Consider the following 18,931-nt stretch of genomic DNA (forward strand, 5'->3'; position numbering starts at 1 on the left):
GGCATGTCTGGCCCTGGCGCGCTGCGGTACGTCGGCGGACCTCCCCCGAGGACACGGCCGCCGTCCGTCGTTCCCCGGACAGGAGGCCGGGGCTGCGCGCGGGCGGATGGTCGGATGAGCGGATGGTCTACTTGGGCGCCTTCTTGCCGGTGACGCCCAGGTACACCAGGGGAGCGAGGTTGGGCTTGAGGTCCTTGACCTTGACGCCCCAGGAGGTGAAGGCCTTCTGGTGCTCGGCTGCCGAGGCGAGCAGCGAGACCAGGGCCCCGGAGACGGCGTTGGGATCGAGTGACTTGTCGGCCTGTCCCTTCGCCTGGAGTTCCCGGACGGCATCCGCGAGCGGCTTGGCGACCGCGTTGAGGACGGTCATGCGGATCTTGAAGAACCGCTTGTCCCCTTCGGCGGCACCGAGCGTGACCACTCGGAGAATGGCGTCGTTCTTGCGCCAGAAGGCGAGGAATCCGTCGACCAGTTCTTCCGAAGTGGTCGGTCCGGACTTCCCTGCCCAGGACTTTCCGGCCACCAGCTCTTTGAGGGTGTCGGCGTCCTTGGCCATTTCCTCGGCGATTTCGAGGACAGCGCCCTCGACATCCGGGAAGTACTGGTAGAAGGTCGCGGGGGAGGTACCCGCCATACGGGCGACGTCGATGACCTTGACGTCCCGATAGGGCGACGTGCTGAGCATCTCGCGGAGGCAGTCGAGCAGCTTCTGCCGCGTCTCCTGTCCGCGTCGCCCGGCGACGCGACCGTCGACGGTGCGAACTTGTCCTGTCATGCCGTCAGCTTACCGTGGCACGATCTTGGCGCGATTCGGTGATGCGACTATTACTCCGCTCGGGGGTTCCTATAGGGGCATGAACCACTTCGGACGGATATTCACCGCGTCCCGATGTAGCCCCCCCGTGTGCTTTCGATCTCACAGCGTGACGGCGAGTCCGCTGAGGGGTGGTCGGGTGACAGAGCGTGACGGAAACCCGGCGTGGACGATGTGCGGCCGGTGAGCCCGTCGGACGGCCCGGGCGCAAGCCCCCGCCGGAGCGGGCGTCAGAATCCGGCCGTTCCGCGACCACTGACCTGGCGGTGCCGTCCGTGCGGCCCCCGGCGCTCCTGGGCGGGGGAGGTTGGAGATGGGCCGGGCGGCCATGGAGAATCGGGTCCGGCACCACGCGGCGGGTGCCTGGACGGGGAGGTGGCAGCGGAGTGGACCAGCTGACGGCGCACGATCCGAGGCGGATCGGGCCCTTCGAGGTGCTGGGGCGGCTCGGCGCGGGCGGGATGGGCCTGGTCTACCTGGCACGTTCCGCCTCCGGCCGGCGCGTGGCCATCAAGACCGTCCGGGGGGAGCTGGCCGAGGACGAGCTGTTCCGGGTCCGCTTCGCGCGGGAGATCGCCGCGGCCAAGACGGTCGGCGGCTTCTACACGGCGGCCGTCGTGGACGCCGACGCCGACGCGCGCGTGCCCTGGCTGGCGACCGCCTACATCCCGGCGCCCTCCCTGGAGGACCTGGTCGAGGAGTGCGGCCCGCTGCCGGTGGACGCCACCCGCTGGCTGGTCGCCGGCATCGCCGAGGCGCTGCAGTCCATCCACGCCGCCGGGCTGATCCACCGCGACCTGAAGCCCTCGAACGTCCTGGTGGTCGAGGACGGCCCGAAGGTGATCGACTTCGGCATCGCCGCCGGGGTGTCCAGCACCCGGCTCACCATGACCAACGTCGCGGTCGGCACCCCCGCCTACATGTCGCCCGAGCAGGCCCGCGACAGCCGGACCGTCCAGGGCGCCAGCGACATCTTCTCGCTCGGCTCGCTGATGGTCTTCTGCGCCACCGGGCACCCGCCCTTCCGCGGCTCGAACCCGGTCGAGACGGTGTTCCAGCTCCTGCGCGAGCAGCCCGACTACTCGGGGATGCCGGTCGAGCTGATGGACCTGGTCCGCGCCTGCATGCGGCCCTCGCCCGAGCACCGGCCCACCCCGGCGCAGATCCAGACCGAACTGGCCCCGCACCTGTTCTCCCGGGACGACGCCTCCGGCGAGGCCGGGGACTGGCTCCCGGCCAACGCGCTGGAGCTGATCGAGCGCAAGCGCGGCCGGCGCCAGCCTGCCGCGCCGCCCGCACCCCCGGCACCTCCCGCGCCGCCCGTGACCCCGCAGGGCGTCGGGCCGCTGCACCCGGCCGAGGCGCCGGCCCCCGTCCCGCCGGGGCCCGTCCCGCACCAGAGCGTGCCGCACCAGAACGTGCCGACGCAGCGTCCCGGCGTCGAGGACCCGCGCACCCAGCACCCGGGCGGCCACGCCCCGCCGCCGCTCGGTCCGGTGCACGTCCGGCCGGGCCAGGCGTCCGAGGCCGAGATCGCCACCGAGAAGATCCGCTCGCCCAACAAGCACCGGGCGCCCACCGACGGCGGCGGCGCCGAGGTGCGGCTGCCCGGCGCGTCCGTGCGGATAGGCCCCGGTCCGCGGGCCGAGCACGAGCAGACCGGCCCCGGTGCCACGCCGGCCGAGACCGAGTGGGTGCGCCGGGCGACCCCGCCGCCGGCCCGGACGCCCCTCCCGGCGCCCGTCCAGCCCCCGGCTCCGGCGCCGCGCTGGCGGCCCTGGCGGTTCCGGATGTCCAACGACGTCTGGGGCACCCCGGTGGTCGCCGACGGCACCCTGTTCGTCTCCAGCTTCGAGGTGCACGCGCTGGACATCGCCTCCGGCCAGCGCCGCTACAAGACCCGGGACGTGGCCTGGGCGCTCGCCGTGGACGCCGGCCGGGTGCACGCGGCCGACGGACCGCACCTGTACACCGTGGACGTCGCGGACGGCACCGAGCGCTGGCGCACCTCGCTGGACGGCTGGGTCTACTCGCTGTCCGCCGCCGACGGCGTGCTGTGCTGCGGCGTGCGCGGCGGCGGCGTCCAGCTGCGTTCGGCCGCCACCGGCGCCGAGCTGTGGCGCGCCGACGACGCCCAGCAGGACTACGAGAACCCGCAGTCCGGGCCCGTCCTGGTGGCCGGCGCCGCGTACTACTACGGCGCCGGGCGGCTGCGCTGCGTCGACCCGCGCGGCGCGGGCCTGCGCTGGTCCTTCCCGGTCGGCGAGGACGTCCCGTCGCACCCCGTCGAGCGCGGCGGCGTGCTGTACGTGACGGCCGGCACCCGGGTGTACGCCCTGGACGCGGCGAGCGGCGCCGAGCGGTGGCGCTTCGAGGCGCCGGTGGTGCTCTTCACCCCGCCCGCGCTGGACGCGGACGCCGTCTACGTCGCCGACTACCTGGGCACCGTGTACGCGCTCGACGCGGCCACCGGCCGGGACCGCTGGCGCGGTGCCACGGGCGGCCGCCAGGGCGCCGAGCCGGTCGTGGTCGGCGAGGGCATGGTGCTGGTCGGCAGCGGCGAGGTGCTGTACGCCTTCGAGGCGGCCACCGGCCGGGAGCGCTGGCGCTACACCGCGCGCGGCGAGATCGTCGGCTCCCCGGCGGTCGCGGACGGCCTGGTCCACCTCGGCAGCCGGGACCACTCGCTGCACACGGTGGACCTGGCGAGCGGTCAGCTGCGCTGGGAGCTCGGCACCAAGGGCGAGCTGACCGGCTCCCCGGTGGCGGTCGGCGGCCGGGTGTTCGTCGGCTCCAAGGACCGCTGCGTGTACGCGCTGGACGCCTTCTACGGCACGGCGGTGCCCGCCCGCTAACGCTTGTCGCGGGCCTCCGGGTGGTGGTGGCACCAGCCCTCCCACGCGGAGGCGACCATCTCGGCGACGTCGTACCGGGCGTGCCAGCCCAGCTCGCGGCCGATCAGGTCGGCGGAGGCCACCACCCGGGCCGGGTCGCCGGGGCGGCGCGGGGTCACCTCCGGGGTGGTGTCCCGCCCGGTGACCTCGCCGATCAGGGCGAGCATCTCGCGGACGCTGACGCCCTCGCCGCGGCCGATGTTGAGCACCAGCGCGGTGTCGCCCGGCGGGTCGGCGGCGAGCCGGCGGGCGGCCGCGACGTGGGCCGACGCGACGTCGGCCACGTGGATGTAGTCGCGCACGCAGGTGCCGTCCGGGGTGGGGTAGTCCGCGCCGAAAACGCGCGGCGCCCGGCCGGTGGTGAGGCGCTCGAAGACCATCGGGACGAGGTTGAAGACCCCGGTGTCGGCCAGCTCCGGCGTGCCGGAGCCGGCCACGTTGAAGTACCGCAGCGAGATCGTCGACATGCCGTGCGCCCGCCCGGCGGCGGCGACCAGCCACTCGCCGGCCAGCTTGGTCTCGCCGTACGGGTTCATCGGCGCGCAGGGGGTGGCCTCGGTGACCAGGTCGACGTCCGGCATGCCGTAGACGGCGGCCGAGGAGGAGAACAGGAAGCGCCGCACGCCCTCGTCGGCGGCGGCCTCCAGGACGGTCTGCAGGCCGAGCATGTTCTCGCGGTAGTAGAGGAACGGGCGCTCGACCGACTCGCCCACCTGCTTCTTCGCGGCGAAGTGCAGGATCCCCGTCACCGCGTGCTCGCGGATGGCGGCGGACACGACGGCGCGGTCCAGCGTGGAGCCCTTGACGAGCGCGACGTCGGCCGGCAGCCGGCTCGGATCGCCGGTGCTGAGGTCGTCCAGGACGGCCACGCTCTCGCCCGCGTCGAGCAGCTGACGGACCACGTGCCCGCCGATGTATCCGGCACCGCCAGTGATCAACCAGGTCATGCTCCGATCCTAGGCCGTCCCGTTTTGACCGGTGTGGCCGGGCGAGTCCAGCCAGCAATTCGGACAAATCGGTGAAATGCTGACAAAGATTTCTGTGCTCTCGGCCTGGTGACGAATCGGAGGCAGCCAAGGTGAGCCGAAAGAAGGAACACAACCGTCCCCTCCCGGCCGGTCCGCGGCCTACCGGCCCCAAGGCGTTCCGCGGGTGGCTGCGCGCCCCCGGTGCGGTCGCCGTCCTGACGGCCGCCGCGCTGGCGCTGACCGGGTGCAGCAGCGGTTCGTCGTCGTCGGCCAAGTCTTCGGCCCCGGGCCAGGCCTCGTCCTCCGCGGCCCCGTCACCGGCCGCGTCGGGCTCCTCGGCCCCGCCCATGACCGGCAACCAGCTCCAGGACGCCTACCAGAAGGTCATCGCCGACGTCCTGCCGTCCGTGGTGCAGATCACCACCGGCGACAGCCTCGGCTCGGGGATCGTCTACGACGACAAGGGCGACATCGTCACCAACGCCCACGTGGTCGGGTCCGCCACCACCTTCACCGTCACCCTGGCCAACAGCACCAAGTCCCTGGACGCCGCTCTGGTCGGCAGCTACCCCGACTCCGACCTCGCGGTGATCAAGCTGAGCAGCCCGCCGAGCGGCCTCAAGCCCGCCACCTTCGGGGACTCGGGCAAGGTCCAGCTGGGCCAGATCACGCTCGCCATGGGCAGCCCGCTCGGGCTCTCCAGCAGCGTCACCCAGGGCATCGTCTCGGCCACCGGGCGGACCGTCTCCGAGCCCAGGGGCGGCGGATCGCCGGGCGCGACGATCGGCAACATGGTGCAGACCTCGGCCGCGATCAACCCGGGCAACAGCGGCGGCGCGCTGGTCAACCTGGACAGCCAGGTGATCGGCATCAACACCCTCGCGGCCACCGAGCCGCAGGCCAACGGCGCCGCCGCGCCCGGCATCGGCTTCGCGATCCCGGCGTCCACCATCACCAACATCACCGACCAGCTGATCAAGCAGGGCAAGGTGACCAACTCCGGCCGGGCCGCGCTCGGCGTCACCGCCCGGACCAGCTTCAACCAGCAGTTCCAGCCGGCCGGCGCGGTGATCGTCTCGGTCACCGCGGGCGGCCCGGCCGCCTCGGCGGGGCTCCAGCCCGGGGACGTCATCACCAAGATCGGCGACGCCGCGGTCGACTCGCTGAACGCCCTGACCACGGCCCTCGCCTCGCTCACGCCGGGCAGCAAGGCCACCGTGACGTACACCCGGGACGGCAACGCGCAGACCGCCGACGTCACCCTCGGCACGCTGGAGACGACCTCCTAGGGCCGCACCGGCCCCCCGGACCCCGGTACGGCCACCGGCCGGGCCGCACGACCGCGCAAGGGTTCCGCGGTCCGGCCGCGCCGCACCGGAGCGGCGCCGGCGCCCCGTCACTGCCTCGGCGGGGCGCCGGCGCCTTCGTGTGCCCGGGTGTTCAGTGGCGGGCGGCCCGGGTGTGCCAGGGCAGCTCGACGGTGACGGTGGTCGGGCCGCCCTCCGGGCTCTCCACCAGGAACACCCCGTCCACCGCCTGGACCCGCTCGGCCAGCCCGGCCAGGCCGCCGCCCGGATAGGCGGTCGCGCCGCCCCGGCCGTCGTCCTGGACCAGCAGCATCAGCTGGTCGTCGGAGCGCCAGACCTCCACCGAGGCGCTCCGTGCGCCGGAGTGCTTGGAGACGTTCGTCAGCAGCTCGCTGACCGTGAAGTAGGCGATGCCCTCGACCGCCGAGTCCGGGCGCTCGGCCACGCCGTCGGGGCCGCGCAGCTCGACGTTCACCCGGACCCCGCCGGGGACGGTGCAGCGGGCGGCCACCGAGGACAGCGCCGCGTCCAGGCCGCGGTCGGTGAGCACCGCCGGGTGGATGCCGCGGGCCAGGTCGCGCAGCTCCTTCAGGGCCAGCTTCACCTCGCCGTGCGCGTTGTCGACCATCGACGCCGCGGCGGCCATGTCCGCCGGGGTCTCCACCTCGCGCAGCCGCTCCTTGGCCATGCCGAGGTCCATCGCCAGCGCGACCAGGCGGGCCTGGGCGCCGTCGTGCAGGTCGCGCTCGATCCGGCGCAGGTCGGCGGCGGCGGTGTCGACCACCGTGCCGCGGTCCTCCTCCAGCTCGCGCACCCGCTCGGACAGGGCGCCGGGGAACAGCAGTGCCTCGACCAGGATCCGGTCCACCGCCGCCTCGGCGCGGATCACCCACGGCAGCACCGGCCACAGCACGACGACGCTGACCAGGGTGACGGTGAAGCTCAGGATGCCCCACGGCAGCAGCAGCACGCTGTACAGCGCCGAGCGCCAGTTCAGCAGGTCGGTCAGGTTGGCGATGGCGAAGCCGGTGACGCCCGGGCGGCGCCGGACCACCGGCTCCGGCTCACTGATCTCCGAACCGTGCGCCGACCGCGCCCGGCGCCGGGCCAGCGCGCCCAGACCGCGGCAGCCGGCCAGCCCGGCGGCCAGCACCGGCAGGCCGATCACCGTCACGGACAGCCCGAGGCCGACCGACAGCATCACCGCCGCGAAGACGAACCCGCCGATGCCCAGTGGCAGGTTCAGCATCAACTGCCCGGCCTGTCGCCACATCCGGGCGCCGTACAGCGGGCCGCGCTCCATCCGCGCGTCCTGCTCCTTGACGGCCGCCACGGCGCGCCGGGTCAGGGGCTTCATCAGGATCCACCCTCCCTCTCGCTCTAGTGGTCCAAGCTTCCCGAACACGGGGCGGGTGGTGCCATGGGGGTGATACATCTCCTGGGCCGGGGGTTATCCCCACCCCTGCCGGCCCCTCCCCGTCCCTCTCCGGACGGCTCCGGGCGGTACGGGGGTGTCCACCGGTTGTCCACGTGACGTCTTGCGGAGCGGGCTGGGTTCGGGTGGAGCGGAGCCGTCCCCTTAGACTCACGCATTGGCCATGGTTATGACCGTGTAAAGAAGCGACGTAGAACTGCCTTGAGGGGCGGTTCACGGCCGAGTGGAGGGCGAAGGCATGGAGTGGCGGCAAGCGGCTGCCGTCGCGGCCGACCCGGCGGTCGGCAGCGGCTACTTCGACGCGTACGCCGCGATGGGACTGCTCGCCGTCATCGGCGTGCTGTTCGTGACCGTCGCGTTCACCGCCAACCGGCTGCTGCGTCCGGTGGTGTACTCGCCGGAGAAGCTCCTGGCCTACGAGTGCGGCGTGGACCCGGTGGGCGAGGACTGGGCGCACACCCAGATCCGCTACTACGTGTACGCCTTCCTGTACGTGATCTTCGCGGTCGACGCGATCTACCTGTTCCCGTGGGCGACCGTGTTCGCCACCGCCGGGTACGGGGCCGGGACGCTGATCGAGATGTTCCTCTTCATCGCCTTCCTCGCGGTCGGGCTGCTCTACGCCTGGAAGAAGGGCGTTCTGGAATGGACATGACCCACAACCACTCGCACGCCGCGCCGGGCGGACCGGTCCCGCTCGGCCTCCCGGACCCGTCGCGCCCCGGCGCCGTCGAGCGCCGGAGCATCGGCCCGCTGGCCCGGCTCGCGCCGGACCCGGTCAAGGTCGTGCTCAACTGGGGCCGCCGCTACAGCCTCTGGTGCTTCAACTTCGGGCTGGCCTGCTGCGCGATCGAGTTCATCGCGGCGTCCATGGCCAAGCACGACTTCATCCGGATGGGTGTCATCCCGTTCGCGCCCGGCCCCCGGCAGGCCGATCTGATGATCGTCTCGGGGACGGTGACGGACAAGATGGCGCCCGCCGTCAAGCGCCTCTACGAGCAGATGCCCGAGCCGAAGTACGTCATCTCCTTCGGCGCCTGCTCCAACTCCGGCGGTCCGTACTGGGACTCGTACTCGGTGACCAAGGGCGTCGACCAGATCATCCCGGTCGACGTCTACGTGCCCGGCTGCCCGCCGCGGCCCGAGGCGCTGCTCCAGGGCATCCTCAAGCTGCAGGAGAAGATCGCCGCCGAGTCGCTGCCCGCCCGCTACGCCGCGCCCGCGTCGGCGCTGCGGCGTCCGCTGGTGGCGGGGCCCGCGGGCTCCTCGGGGTCTTCGGGCTCCGCGGAGCCTTCGGGGTCTTCGGGCTCTTCGGCAGAGGGAGGGGTCTCGTGACCACGGCAGAGCAGTACGCGGCGTCGGTCGGGGAGTGGGCGACCGGCGCCGAGGCGTACGGGCTGATCACCGTCGACGTGCCCGCCGAGCACTGGATCGAGGCGCTCACCGCCGCCCGTGACGGGCTCGGCCTGGGCTTCTTCGACTGGCTGAGCGCCGTCGACGAGCTCGCCGACGGCTTCTCCGTGGTCGCCCACCTGGCCTCGGCCGAGGGACACGCGGTGCGCCACCTCGCGCTGCGCACCCGGGTGCCGCGGGACAAGGCCACCCTGCCGACGGCCGTCTCGGTGTACGCCGGCGCCGCGTGGCACGAGCGCGAGACCCACGAGATGTTCGGCATCGACTTCCCCGGGCACCCGCACCTCGTCACCCTGCTGCTGCCGGACGGCTTCGAGGGACACCCGCTGCGCAAGGAGTTCGTGCTCGCGGCCCGCGTCGCCAAGGCCTGGCCGGGCGCCAAGGAGCCGGGCGAGTCCGACCACGGCGACGGGCCGGCGCGGCGCAAGATGCAGCCGGCCGGCGTGCCGGACCCGAACGAGTGGGGCCCGCTCAAGGGCACCCTGCCGCCGGTCGCCGAGCGGCCCGCGCGTGGTGCGCGGGCGGCGGGCGCGGCGGCGCGCACTCCGCGGGCCGCCGCGGCGGCTGCGGGTGCTGCCGGTGCCGCCAGTGAGGCTCCGGCGGTGCGGGCGGACCGCCCGCGGCGGACCCGGTCGGTGTCGGACGGTTCGGCGAGCCAGGCGGGAGCCGAGGCTGCCGAGGGCGCCGTCGCCGAGGGCGCTGCCGGTGAGGCTCCGGCCGTGCGGGCGGACCGCCCGCGGCGGACCCGGTCGGTGTCGGACGGTTCGGTCAGCCAGCCGGTCGAAGCGCCCGGTGCCGACGCGCCGAAGGCCGCTGACGAGCCCAAGGCCGAGCGATCCACCCCCACGCGGACGCAGTCGTCGGACGCGCCCTGGCACAACCCGGTGCCCGCCCACGACGCGAAGCCTGCCGAGGAACCTGCGGAGGGGCCGGCGGCGGAGCCCGCCGAGGCCCCGGCGGAGAAGAAGGACGACCCGTCGGCCCGCCCGGCCGGCCAGGACGGAGACGGCACGTGAACCTGCTCGACACGGTGCTGCGCTGCGTCGCCACGCTCGTCGTCTTCCTCACCGTCCCGCTGATCATCGGCCAGACGGAGCACAAGGTCATGGCGCACATGCAGGGCCGGCTCGGCCCGATGTACGCCGGCGGCTTCCACGGCTGGGCGCAGCTCGTCGCCGACGGCGTGAAGTTCGCGCAGAAGGAGGACATCGTCCCCGCCGGGGCGGACCGCCGGATCTTCCAGCTGGCGCCCGCCGTCTCGCTGCTGCCGTACCTCTTCGTGCTGCTGGCGATCCCGGTCGGCCCGGACGGCTTCGTCGGCCAGGCGGTCGACGCCGGGCTGTTCTTCGTGCTGGCCGTGATGGGCGTCGGCGTGATCGGCAAGCTGATGGCCGGCTGGGCCTCGGCGAACAAGTTCTCGCTGCTCGGCGGCCTGCGCACGGCCGCCCAGCTGATGTCCTACGAGCTGCCGATGGTGCTGGCGGCGGCCTCGGTGGCGATGGCCGCCGGCACGCTGTCGCTGCCCGGGATCGTGGACTCCTGGCAGTGGTACTGGCTCCCGTGGCAGCTCATCGGTGCGTTCGTGTTCTTCACGGCCGGTCTGGCCGAGCTCCAGCGCCCGCCGTTCGACATGCCGGTGGCCGACTCGGAGATCATCTTCGGCGCGTACACCGAGTACACCGGCCTGCGCTTCGCCCTGTTCCTGCTCTCCGAGTACGTGGGCATCCTCGTGGTGTCCGGGCTGACCGCCGTGCTGTTCCTCGGCGGCTGGCACGGCCCGATGCCGGACCAGCTCGGCTGGCTCTGGACCCTGCTGAAGACCTTCGCGCTGGCCTTCGTGGTGATCTGGCTGCGGGTGACGTACCCGCGCCTGCGCGAGGACCAGCTGATGCGCTTCGCGTGGACCGTGCTGATCCCGCTCGCCCTCGTCCAGCTCGCCCTCACCGGCATCATCAAGGTGGCGATCTCATGAGTTTCCCGGGTGCCGGCCTCGCCAAGGGGTTGGCCGTGACTCTGCGGACGATGACGAAGAAGACCGTCACCGCGCAGTACCCCGACGTGCAGCCGGTGCTGCCGCCGCGCTCGCGCGGCGTCATCGCGCTGCTGGAGGAGAACTGCACGGTGTGCATGCTCTGCGCGCGCGAGTGCCCGGACTGGTGCATCTACATCGACTCCCACAAGGAGACGCTGCCGGCCGCCGACCCGAACGCGCGCGCCCGCACCCGCAACGTGCTGGACCGCTTCGCGATCGACTTCTCGCTCTGCATGTACTGCGGGATCTGCATCGAGGTGTGCCCGTTCGACGCGCTGTTCTGGTCGCCGGAGTTCGAGTACGCCGAGACGGACATCCTGGAGCTGACCCACGAACGGGACCGGCTCCGTGAGTGGATGTGGACCGTCCCGGCGCCGCCGGCGCTGGACCCGGCGGCCGAGGAGCCCAAGGAGATCGCCACCGCGCGCAAGGCGGCGGACAAGCTGGCCGCGGCCGCCGCGGCGGCCGTCGCCCCCGAGGAGAAGGGTGAGACCGAGTGACTGCTCTTGCCCTGCTCGCGGCGACCGGCCCGCTGGCGCCGGCCTCCCGTTCGTTCCTGTCGCCGACCGGCGTGGAGATCGTCTTCCTGCTGGTCGGCATCACCGTGCTCGGCTCGGCCGTCGTCGCCGTGAGCACCAAGCAGCTGGTGCACGCCGCGCTGTGGCTGGTGGTCGCGCTCGGCGGGCTCGCGATCGAGTTCCTGCTGCTCACCGCCGAGTTCATCGCCTGGGTGCAGGTGCTGATCTACCTCGGCTCGGTGATCGTCCTGGTGCTGTTCGGGCTGATGCTCACGAAGGCGCCGATCGGGCGCTCGCCGGACGCCGACTCGAAGAACCGCTGGGTCGCCCTGGCGGTCGCGCTGGCCTCCGCCGGAACGCTCGTGACCCTGGTCGTGGACGCCTTCCGCACCTCCTGGATCGACCTCGGGGGTGGCGGCGGATCGGCCGCCGTCACCGGGGCGAGCCTGTTCCGCACGTGGGTCCTGCCCTTCGAGGCGCTGTCCGTGCTGCTGCTGGCGGCACTCGTCGGCGCGATCGTGCTGTCGCGCGGCTCGAAGCGCCGGGTGCCGCCGCCGCGGGCCGGCCGGCTGCGCACCGGGCGGCCGGTCGGGTCCAACGGGACCGTCGCCGCGACCGCTCCGCGCACCGCTCCGGAGGCCGCCGCCCCGCCCGTGACGGAGGAGAGCTGATGCACCTCGCCTACCCCGTCGTCCTCGCCGCGCTGCTGTTCAGCGTCGGCGTGTACGGCGTGCTCGCCCGGCGCAACGCCGTCCTCGTCCTGATCTCCGTCGAGCTGATGCTCAACGCCGTCAACCTGAACCTCGTCGCCTTCGACGCCTGGCTGCGCGACTCCCTGCACGCCGGCCAGGCGCTGACGCTGTTCACCATCACGATCGCCGCCGCCGAGATCGGCCTCGGGCTCGCCATCGTCCTGCTGCTGTTCCGGGCCAGGGGCACCGCGGACATCGACCGGGCCACCGCGCTCGGCGACCCGGCCGAGACGCTCGCCGAGGAGGCGCCGGCCGGCGCCGGGGCGCTGAAGGGCCAGGCCACCGCATGAACCTCGCCCTGCCCGTCCTCGTCCCCGCGCTGCCCGCGCTCGGCGCCGCCGCCACCCTGGCCGCCGGGAAGAAGGCCCCCGGCCTGGCCCGGCCGCTCGCCATCGTCCCGGTCGCCGCCTCGGCCGTGCTCGCCCTCGTGGTCGCGCTCCAGCTCGGCACCGGCCAGGCGCTCGACGCCGCCACCCGGCTGACCCCGACCGGCGGCCCGGACATCGCGCTCGCCCTCCACCTGGACGGCTTCAGCTCGCTGATCTCCGTGCTGGTCGGTCTGGTCGCCACGTGCGTCCAGGTCTACTCGACCGCGTACCTGAAGGAGGACCCGCGCTACCCCTCGTACGCGGCGCTGGTCTCGCTCTTCACCGCGGCGATGTTCCTCGTCGTGTACTCGGGCGACCTGATCGTGCTGCTGGTCGGCTGGGAGGTCATGGGCATCTGCTCGTACTTCCTGATCGGCCACCACTGGGAGAGCGCGGACGCCCGCTCGGCCTCGCTGAAGGCCTTCCTGGTCACCAAGCTCGGCGACGTGCCGTTCCTGTTCGGGATCTTCCTGCTCGGCGCCGACGCCCACAGCTTCCGGATCCCGGACGTGCTGGCCGCCGCCACCGACGGGAAGCTCGGCCACCCGACGCTGATCGCGCTGCTGCTGCTCGCCGGGGTCGCCGGCAAGAGCGCGCAGTTCCCGCTGCACACCTGGCTCCCGGACGCGATGGCCGGCCCGACGCCGGTCTCCGCGCTGATCCACGCCGCCACCATGGTCGCGGCCGGCATCTACCTCGTCGCCCGGCTGCTGCCGGTGTTCCTGCTCTCGGGCGCGGCGCTCGTCGTGCTCGCCGTCATGGCCGCCGTGACGATGATCGGCTCGGCGCTGTGCGCGCTCGCGCAGGACGACCTCAAGCGGGTGCTCGCCTACTCGACCGTCGGCCAGCTCGGCTACATGGCCGGGGCGCTGGCCAGCGGCGACCGCGAGGCCTCGGTGTTCCACCTGGTCAGCCACGGCGCCTTCAAGGCGCTGCTGTTCCTGGCCGCCGGCGTGGTGATCCACGCCGCGCACACCAACTCGATCTCCGCGATGTCCCGGATCCCCGGGCTGCGCAAGCGGGTGCCGGACGCCTACTGGACGATGGGCATCGGCCTGGTCGCGCTGACCGGGCTGCCGCCGTTCTCCGGCTTCTTCAGCAAGGAGGCGGTCCTCGGCGCCGCCGAGCACGCCGCCAACGGCGAGGCGATGACCAACGGCCTCGGCCCCGCCTCGGCCGTGCCGCAGACCGCCGGGTGGATCGTGCTGGTCTCGGCGGCGCTGACCGCGCTGCTCACCGCCGCCTACGCCACCCGGCTCTTCCTGCTCGCGTTCCACAGCCCGGCCGGTGCCGCCGCGGCGGCCCCCGAGGTGGTGGCCCCCGCCGTCGCCGACCGGGCCACCGTCGTGGCCGACCACGAGGCCGACGCGCCCTACTCGCCCGAGCTCGACGAGGCCGACCCGGCCACCGCCGAGCCGCACGCGATGCGCTGGCCGCTGTGGGTGCTGGCCGTCCCGACCATGGCCTTCGGCATCGCCGGGCTGCGCTCCGACTGGCTGCCCGCCCTGCTCGACGGCGGCTCGCTGCGCCCCTCCGGCGTCACCGCCGTCACCGGCACCGGGCTCGCCGTGGCGGGCGCGCTGCTGGCGTACGGCGCCTGGCGCTCGGCCACCGCCCGGCTCGGCGCGGGCCGCCCCGCCCCGGCCGGCCGGGTGCCCGAGCAGGCCGGGGCCCCGGCCGCCGAGGTGCTGGCCACCGAGGTGCTGGTCGCCGACCCCGGGCGCACCCTGCTCGGCCCGCTGTTCGGCCCGGCCCGGCACGGCTTCGGCGTCGACCGGCTCTACGCCGCGCTGTTCGTCCGCCCGGTGGCCGCCGCTGCCCGGCTGGTCCGCTTCCTCGACCGCGAGGTCGTCGAGGGCTACGTGCAGGGCAGCGGGATCGGTGCCAACCTGCTCGGCCGGGCCGTCCGGCTCGCGCAGACCGGCAACGCGCAGACCTACCTCAGCGCGCTGCTCGCCGGCGTCGTCCTGCTGGCCGTCCTGGTGGCGGTGTAGCGGATGCCGTTCCCCGTCCTGTCCCTCCCCCCGACCGTCGCGCGTAGGAGTCCCCGATGAACGCGGTCCTCATCGCCCTCCTGGCGCTGCCGCTGCTCGGTGCAGCCCTCACCCTGGCGCCGGTGTTCGGCCCGGACGCGGGCGTCGCCGACCGGCGCGCGCTGCGGCTGAACTCGGTGCTCACCGGCGCGGTGCTCCTGCTCAGCCTCGCCCTGGCGGTCGGCTTCGACCGCGGCGAGCCCGCCCGGATGCAGGCCACCACGGACGTGTCCTGGATCCCCGCGATCCACGTGCGCTTCCACCTCGGCGTGGACGGCGTCTCGTTGCCGCTGATCGTGCTCACCGCGCTGCTCACCTTCCTCTGCGCGCTGTACTCGGAGAAGCGGCTGCCGGCCGGGGACAACGTGCCGTCGGCGCGGGCCTTCGTCGGGCTGTTCCTCCTCCTCGAAGTCGGCATGCTCGCCACCTTCGCGGTGCTGGACCTCCTCCTCTTCTTCATGGCCTTCGAGATCGTGCTGATCCCGATGTACTTCCTGATCGCCCGCTGGGGGAGCGGCGCGAAGGTGCCGGCCGCCAACCGGTTCATCCTGTACACGCTGCTCGGCTCGGCCGTGATGCTGCTCGGCTTCCTGCTGATCGGCAGCAAGGCGGGCACCTTCGACATGCAGGCCCTCGCCGCCGGGCACGGCAGCGGCCTGAGCCACACCACCCAGGTGACCGCCGCGCTGGCGATCATGATCGGGCTCGCGGTCAAGGCCCCGGCCTGGCCGCTGCACAGCTGGCTCCCCGACGCGCACACCGCCGCCCCGACGGTCGGCTCGGTGCTGCTCGCCGGCGTGCTGCTGAAGATGGGCACCTACGGTCTCGTCCGCGTCCTCCTCCCGGTCGTGCCCGACGGCACCACGACGCTCGCCCCCTACCTGGGCGCGTTCGCCGCCGTCGGCATCGTCTACGGCTCGCTGGCCTGCCTCGCCCTCGCCCGCCGCGGCTCCAAGGGCGACCTCAAGCGCCTCATCGCGTACTCCTCCGTCGGCCACATGGGCTTCGTCCTGCTGGGCATCGCCTCCCTCACCCCGGTCGGCGTGAACGGCGCGCTGTTCGCCAACATCGCGCACGGTCTGATCACCGGCCTGCTGTTCTTCCTCGTCGGAGCGCTCAAGGACCGCTACGGCACGGCCGACCTCGACACCCTGTCCGGCACCACCGGCGCCGCCCTCTACGGCCGCGCGCCGCGGATCGGCGCCCTGCTCGCCTTCGCCGCCGTCGCCAGCCTCGGCCTGCCCGGGCTGGCCGGCTTCTGGGGCGAGCTGCTCGCCATGTTCGGCGCGTTCGACCCGGCGGCGGGCCTGTCCCGCCCGGCCTTCGTCACCTACATGGTCCTGGCCGGCCTCGGTACCCTCCTCACCGCCGCGTACCTGCTGATCGTCGTCAAGCGCGTCTGCATGGGTGACCCCGAGCAGCCCGCGCCGGTGGCCGAGCTCGCCGACCTGCGTCCGTACGAGGCCGTCAGCTGGACGCCGCTGGCCGCCCTCACCCTGCTCGCCGGCCTCTGGCCCGCGCTCCTGCTCGGCCTCTCCGACCCAGCCGTCAAGCACCTCCTCGGAGGTGGCTGACATGCTCGGAGCCCGGCTCGCCGAACTCGGACCTCACTCCACGGGGCAGCACACTGTGACCTCCCTCGCCGTACCCAACGCGGGCAGCCTGATCCAGTCCGTGGACTGGGTCGCGATCGCGCCGCCGCTGATCGCCGCCGTGGCCGCCCTCGCGGTGCTGGTCGCCGACCTCTTCCTGCCCGAGCGCCACAAGAAGTGGCTCGGCCGCCTCACCGCGGCCGGACTCGCCCTCGCGCTCATCTCGCTCCTCCCCCTCACCGGGGGATCACCCCGGGCGACGTTCTGTGCGCAGAACGTAGCAGGGGCCACTGACAACGCGGGCTGCTCGTACGTCGCGGACCACTTCGCCCTGGTGTTCCAGCTGCTCGCCCTCGGCGGCGCGCTGATCGCCGCGCTGCTGTCCGCGCACACCGTGGAGAGCGAGAAGCTGCCCGGCGGCGAGTACTGGTTCCTGCTGCTCTCCAGCGCCACCGGCGCCGCCCTGCTGCCCGCCTCCCGCGACCTCGCCACCATGGTGGTCGCCCTGGAGGTCGCCTCGCTGCCCGCCTTCGCGCTGGTGGCGCTGCGCCGGGACGGCCGGGGCGCCGAGGCCGCGCTGAAGTTCTTCGTCTCCTCCGTCACCGCGACCGCCGTGATGCTGCTCGGCGTCTCCTTCGTCTACGCGGCCAGCGGCAGCCTGCACCTCGGCGCCGTCGCCGAGGGCCTGGAGCACGCCCCCGCGCAGCTCAAGCCGCTGGCCGAGGCCGGTGCCGTTCTGACCCTCGTCGGCTTCGCCTTCAAGGTGGCCGCCGTCCCGTTCCACTTCTGGGTGCCCGACACCTACACCGGCGCACCGCTGCCCGTCGCCGGCTACCTGTCGGTCGTCGGCAAGGCGGCCGGCCTCTCCGGCCTGGCGCTCGCCACCACGGTGGCGTTCCGCCCGTACGCCCACACCTGGGGCCTGGTGCTCGCGGTGCTCGCCGCCGTCACCATGACCGTCGGCAACGTCGGCGCGCTGCGCCAGCGCTTCGACACCCGCTACAGCGCGGTCCGGCTGCTCGCCTGGTCCTCCGTCGGCCAGGCCGGGTACCTGCTGGTGCCGCTCGCCGCCGCCGGCTACGCGCCCACGGCCGCCGACCCGCTGGGCGCCGCCGCCGCGTACGCGCTGATCTACGGGGTCGTGAACCTCGGTGCGTTCGGCGTGGTCGCGGCGGTCGGCCGGCGGGCCGGCACCAGCGTGGACGACTTCCGCGGGCTGTTCGCGCGGAGCCGCTGGACGGCGCTCGCCCTGGCCTTCTTCCTGCTCTGCCTGGCCGGGCTGCCGCCGGGCGTGATCGGGCTCTTCGGCAAGGTCGTGGTGTTCCGGGCGGCCGTCGACGCCGGGCTGGGCTGGCTGGCCGTGGTCATGGCCGTCAACGTCGTCGTCGCGCTGTACTACTACCTGCTCTGGACGGCCCGGTTGTTCGCTCCGGCGGCGGTCGCGGCCGGCGGCGACGGTGGCGGCGAGGCAGGCGTCGAGGGAGGCGTCGGTGCAGGCGTCGGTGCAGGCGTCGAGGGAGGCGTCGAGAGTCGGCTTCCGTTGAGTCTGACGGCGACGCTGGGGCTCACCGCTTCGGTCGCCGTGGTGTTGTCGGTCGCTCCGCAGCTCGTGCTCCAGGTGGCGGGTGGCAGCCTGTTCTGACCCGTCGGGCGGGCTCTGAGGTGGGTGGGCACTCGGGGGTGAGGGTGGTGTCACCTCTGTCGGCTGTGTCACAAGGGAACAAGGTCCCCGGCCCCGCCCGTTGACCGGGCAAGAGGGACGAGGCAGAAAGGGCTTCCCCACCGCGCCATTGGAGGGCCTGACGTGCACCGCCGGCACAACGGACTGAGGACCGCCGTCCTGCTCGGCGGCCTCTCGGCGCTGATCCTGGTGATCGGCGGCTTCTTCGGCCGGAGCGGCCTCGTGATCGCCCTGCTGGTCGCCGTCGGGACCAATGCCTACGCGTACTGGAACAGTGACAAGCTCGCGCTGCGGGCCATGCGGGCCCGGCCGGTCAGCGAGATCGAGGCGCCGCAGCTCTACCGGATCGTCCGGGAGCTCTCCACCTCCGCCCGCCAGCCGATGCCCCGGCTCTACATCTCGCCCACCCCCGCCCCCAACGCCTTCGCCACCGGCCGCAACCCGCGCAACGCGGCGGTCTGCTGCACGGACGGCATCCTGCAACTGCTCGACGAGCGCGAGCTCCGGGGGGTGCTCGGCCACGAGCTGAGCCACGTCTACAACCGGGACATCCTGATCTCGTCGGTCGCCGGGGCGCTCGCCTCGGTGGTGATGTTCCTCGTGAACTTCGCCTGGCTGATCCCCTTCGGACGCAGCGACGACGACGACGGGCCGGGCCTGTTCGGGATGCTCGCGATCATGATCCTCGGACCGCTGGCGGCCGGGCTGATCCAGCTCGCGGTCAGCCGCTCCCGCGAGTACCAGGCCGACGCGGACGGTGCCCGCATCACGGGGGATCCGCTGGCGCTGGCCAGTGCGCTGCGGAAGCTGGACGCCGGTACGCGGCGGCTGCCCCTGCCGCCGGAGCCTCAGCTGCAGACGGCGAGCCACATGATGATCGCCAGTCCGTTCCGGCCGGGTGAGGCTGGGGCCCGGTTGTTCTCGACGCATCCTCCGATGGGGGAGCGGATCGCTCGGCTTGAGCGGATGGCGGGGTATCGGGGCTGAGGGTTCCGCTGCGCGGGGCTTGGGTGCGGGGTGGGCTTTCGGGTGGGTGGGGGGTGCCGGGGGTGGCTGCGGGGGTGGCCGCTCCGGGGGCTGGATGATTTTACGACCTGTCTCTTATAAAAAAAACCCAGCCCACC

16 protein-coding genes are annotated in these 18,931 nt (G+C 73.3%); 13 read left to right on the top strand and 3 right to left on the bottom strand.

Features of this window, described 5'->3' with window-relative positions:
* Window positions 1-127 precede the first annotated feature (127 nt).
* Window positions 128-775, bottom strand: coding sequence for a TetR family transcriptional regulator (locus ACFV4F_RS34225; RefSeq protein WP_359964992.1), 648 nt, complete (start codon window positions 773-775; stop codon window positions 128-130).
* Between the two features lie 425 nt (window positions 776-1,200).
* Between ACFV4F_RS34225 and ACFV4F_RS34230 the strand changes: the two genes are divergently transcribed.
* The gene (locus ACFV4F_RS34230; RefSeq protein WP_380508485.1) at window positions 1,201-3,669 is read left to right on the top strand and encodes a PQQ-binding-like beta-propeller repeat protein; all 2,469 of its coding nucleotides are present in this window, start codon (window positions 1,201-1,203) and stop codon (window positions 3,667-3,669) included.
* Here the strand turns inward: ACFV4F_RS34230 and galE are convergent.
* The gene (galE, locus tag ACFV4F_RS34235) at window positions 3,666-4,655 is read right to left on the bottom strand and encodes a UDP-glucose 4-epimerase GalE (RefSeq protein WP_380508488.1); all 990 of its coding nucleotides are present in this window, start codon (window positions 4,653-4,655) and stop codon (window positions 3,666-3,668) included. The genes ACFV4F_RS34230 and galE overlap by 4 nt on opposite strands.
* Before the next feature lie 209 nt (window positions 4,656-4,864).
* Between galE and ACFV4F_RS34240 the strand changes: the two genes are divergently transcribed.
* A complete protein-coding gene (locus tag ACFV4F_RS34240) occupies window positions 4,865-5,965 on the top strand; it encodes a S1C family serine protease (protein ID WP_380508507.1) in 1,101 nt (366 codons plus the stop codon).
* Window positions 5,966-6,116: 151 nt separating this feature from the next.
* Here ACFV4F_RS34240 and ACFV4F_RS34245 read toward each other — a convergent pair whose 3' ends face one another.
* Window positions 6,117-7,286 (bottom strand): sensor histidine kinase, encoded by a 1,170-nt coding sequence (locus ACFV4F_RS34245; RefSeq protein WP_380508510.1) that lies wholly within the window; start codon window positions 7,284-7,286, stop codon window positions 6,117-6,119.
* Between the two features lie 370 nt (window positions 7,287-7,656).
* Between ACFV4F_RS34245 and ACFV4F_RS34250 the strand changes: the two genes are divergently transcribed.
* The 11 genes from ACFV4F_RS34250 (at window position 7,657) to htpX (ending at window position 18,794) form a co-directional block, all read left to right on the top strand.
* Complete coding sequence (locus tag ACFV4F_RS34250; RefSeq protein WP_380508490.1) at window positions 7,657-8,073, top strand: NADH-quinone oxidoreductase subunit A; 417 nt, start codon at window positions 7,657-7,659, stop codon at window positions 8,071-8,073.
* Window positions 8,064-8,753, top strand: coding sequence for an NADH-quinone oxidoreductase subunit B (locus tag ACFV4F_RS34255; protein ID WP_380508493.1), 690 nt, complete (start codon window positions 8,064-8,066; stop codon window positions 8,751-8,753). The genes ACFV4F_RS34250 and ACFV4F_RS34255 overlap by 10 nt, the downstream gene beginning before the upstream one ends.
* Window positions 8,750-9,847, top strand: coding sequence for an NADH-quinone oxidoreductase subunit C (locus tag ACFV4F_RS34260; RefSeq protein WP_380508496.1), 1,098 nt, complete (start codon window positions 8,750-8,752; stop codon window positions 9,845-9,847). Before ACFV4F_RS34255 ends, ACFV4F_RS34260 begins: the two co-directional genes overlap by 4 nt.
* Entirely contained in the window at window positions 9,844-10,803 is a 960-nt protein-coding gene (nuoH, locus tag ACFV4F_RS34265) for an NADH-quinone oxidoreductase subunit NuoH (RefSeq protein ID WP_380444763.1), read from the top strand. Before ACFV4F_RS34260 ends, nuoH begins: the two co-directional genes overlap by 4 nt.
* The gene (locus tag ACFV4F_RS34270) at window positions 10,800-11,363 is read left to right on the top strand and encodes a NuoI/complex I 23 kDa subunit family protein (protein WP_380444764.1); all 564 of its coding nucleotides are present in this window, start codon (window positions 10,800-10,802) and stop codon (window positions 11,361-11,363) included. The genes nuoH and ACFV4F_RS34270 overlap by 4 nt, the downstream gene beginning before the upstream one ends.
* Window positions 11,360-12,052: an NADH-quinone oxidoreductase subunit J gene (locus ACFV4F_RS34275; protein ID WP_380497366.1), complete on the top strand. Its 693-nt coding sequence runs from the start codon at window positions 11,360-11,362 to the stop codon at window positions 12,050-12,052. Before ACFV4F_RS34270 ends, ACFV4F_RS34275 begins: the two co-directional genes overlap by 4 nt.
* Window positions 12,052-12,423, top strand: a complete 372-nt coding sequence (gene nuoK, locus ACFV4F_RS34280; RefSeq protein WP_329930390.1) for an NADH-quinone oxidoreductase subunit NuoK — start codon at window positions 12,052-12,054, stop codon at window positions 12,421-12,423. The genes ACFV4F_RS34275 and nuoK overlap by 1 nt, the downstream gene beginning before the upstream one ends.
* Window positions 12,420-14,495 carry an NADH-quinone oxidoreductase subunit L gene (locus tag ACFV4F_RS34285; RefSeq protein ID WP_380508499.1) on the top strand — a complete coding sequence of 692 codons (2,076 nt, stop codon included), beginning with the start codon at window positions 12,420-12,422 and terminating at the stop codon, window positions 14,493-14,495. Before nuoK ends, ACFV4F_RS34285 begins: the two co-directional genes overlap by 4 nt.
* Window positions 14,496-14,551: 56 nt before the next feature.
* Window positions 14,552-16,108 carry a NuoM family protein gene (locus ACFV4F_RS34290; protein WP_380444768.1) on the top strand — a complete coding sequence of 519 codons (1,557 nt, stop codon included), beginning with the start codon at window positions 14,552-14,554 and terminating at the stop codon, window positions 16,106-16,108.
* A gap of 1 nt (window position 16,109) precedes the next feature.
* Window positions 16,110-17,768 carry an NADH-quinone oxidoreductase subunit N gene (locus tag ACFV4F_RS34295; protein ID WP_380508501.1) on the top strand — a complete coding sequence of 553 codons (1,659 nt, stop codon included), beginning with the start codon at window positions 16,110-16,112 and terminating at the stop codon, window positions 17,766-17,768.
* A 162-nt stretch (window positions 17,769-17,930) separates the two neighbouring features.
* A complete protein-coding gene (gene htpX / locus ACFV4F_RS34300) occupies window positions 17,931-18,794 on the top strand; it encodes a zinc metalloprotease HtpX (protein WP_380508504.1) in 864 nt (287 codons plus the stop codon).
* Window positions 18,795-18,931: the final 137 nt, after the last annotated feature.

The sequence above is a fragment of the Kitasatospora sp. NPDC059722 genome, assembly GCF_042733235.1.
Classification (GTDB): Bacteria; Actinomycetota; Actinomycetes; order Streptomycetales; family Streptomycetaceae; genus Kitasatospora.

Bases quoted from the DNA above. Each gene is read 5' to 3' on its own strand.
- ACFV4F_RS34225 (WP_359964992.1), bottom strand. From the start codon at position 775: ATGACAGGACAAGTTCGCACCGTCGACGGTCGCGTCGCCGGGCGACGC.
- galE (WP_380508488.1), bottom strand. From the start codon at position 4,655: ATGACCTGGTTGATCACTGGCGGTGCCGGATACATCGGCGGGCACGTG.
- ACFV4F_RS34245 (WP_380508510.1), bottom strand. From the start codon at position 7,286: ATGGAGCGCGGCCCGCTGTACGGCGCCCGGATGTGGCGACAGGCCGGG.
- ACFV4F_RS34250 (WP_380508490.1), top strand. From the start codon at position 7,657: ATGGAGTGGCGGCAAGCGGCTGCCGTCGCGGCCGACCCGGCGGTCGGC.
- ACFV4F_RS34255 (WP_380508493.1), top strand. From the start codon at position 8,064: ATGGACATGACCCACAACCACTCGCACGCCGCGCCGGGCGGACCGGTC.
- ACFV4F_RS34270 (WP_380444764.1), top strand. From the start codon at position 10,800: ATGAGTTTCCCGGGTGCCGGCCTCGCCAAGGGGTTGGCCGTGACTCTG.
- nuoK (WP_329930390.1), top strand. From the start codon at position 12,052: ATGCACCTCGCCTACCCCGTCGTCCTCGCCGCGCTGCTGTTCAGCGTC.
- ACFV4F_RS34285 (WP_380508499.1), top strand. From the start codon at position 12,420: ATGAACCTCGCCCTGCCCGTCCTCGTCCCCGCGCTGCCCGCGCTCGGC.
- ACFV4F_RS34290 (WP_380444768.1), top strand. From the start codon at position 14,552: ATGAACGCGGTCCTCATCGCCCTCCTGGCGCTGCCGCTGCTCGGTGCA.
- ACFV4F_RS34295 (WP_380508501.1), top strand. From the start codon at position 16,110: ATGCTCGGAGCCCGGCTCGCCGAACTCGGACCTCACTCCACGGGGCAG.